1 protein-coding gene is annotated in these 457 nt (G+C 50.5%); it reads left to right on the top strand.

What is annotated here, in order from left to right:
* The coding region (locus J5837_RS07675; protein ID WP_210536076.1) for a hypothetical protein at positions 1 to 454 on the top strand (454 nt) is incomplete at its 5' end.
* Between the last annotated feature and the right edge of the window lie 3 nt (positions 455 to 457).

The following is a 457-nucleotide window of genomic DNA, read 5'->3' on the forward strand; positions in this document are numbered from 1 at the left end:
GCCTCATTCCATGCCAGCTCGCTTCTTGTACCTCGATAATTCCGGCTCCCCAACTCAGTGGGACGGAACACGCTACTTTGACTACTTGGCAAAGGTGCGAGCACGCCTCCCAAGTGATTTGCAAAGCCTTACTGCAAAGGAGCGCTATGAGCTTCCTTCCGGTTCAGACCTTTCGCTTTGGCGTTCTAACGTGACTTACATTCAAGCAAACCGCGACGGAATCACATTTGGCGCAATAAACGATTACGGCACGCGTCGCTTTGAGTTCGCCTACTCTGGCATCTGTAAGTTCCAGACCACATCAAACAGGCTCTATTTCATGCCTGCCATCGTGGTTCAAGAGCTTGTCAAATTGCGTAATGGCCTACTCCGCCACACAATTTCTGATATGCGCGGCGATTTCACGACAATCCATGCATCGTCTTTGTCCTTCCAAGAGAGCCTCATCAAATGAGGC

Origin of the sequence: Pseudoxanthomonas helianthi, assembly GCF_017939625.1 — a bacterium.
GTDB lineage: Bacteria > Pseudomonadota > Gammaproteobacteria > Xanthomonadales > Xanthomonadaceae > Pseudoxanthomonas_A > Pseudoxanthomonas_A helianthi.